Raw genomic sequence first — 421 nt, forward strand, 5'->3', positions numbered from 1 at the left:
CGGCCGACGTTCAACACCCTGCACAGCCGCGCGATGCCGAAGCCGGCGTGGGCGGAGATGAACCTGAAGCGGCTGATCAACGATCCATCTCCTTCGCAAAATAGGCGGCCGCCTTGCGGAGGATCTCTTTCTCGATCTCCAGTTCGGCGACCCGCTTGCGCAGCCGGGCGAGCTCGTCGCGCTCGGCCTTGGCCAGGCCCGCGCCCGACTCACTGTCCTCAGCCTCGGCCGCTCGCACCCAGGTGCGCAGGGTCTCGCGGTTCATCCCAAGCTCCCGCGCCACATCGGCGCAGGTCCGGCCCGTCGCACGGACCAGCCTCACCGCGTCCCGCTTGAACTCATCGCCGAACTTCGACGGTCGTGCCACCCGAAGGCTCCCCTCTACGGAACAAGATCCATTGTCGGGGGTGTCCTCACCTCG

General features: G+C 67.5%; 1 protein-coding gene. It reads right to left on the reverse strand.

The window, feature by feature from the left end:
• Positions 1–76 precede the first annotated feature (76 nt).
• Entirely contained in the window at positions 77–367 is a 291-nt protein-coding gene (locus tag IG98_RS0144085; protein WP_030926677.1) for a transposase, read from the reverse strand.
• Positions 368–421: the final 54 nt, after the last annotated feature.

It is taken from the genome of Streptosporangium amethystogenes, from assembly GCF_000721075.1.
Classification (GTDB): Bacteria; Actinomycetota; Actinomycetes; order Streptosporangiales; family Streptosporangiaceae; genus Streptosporangium; species Streptosporangium amethystogenes.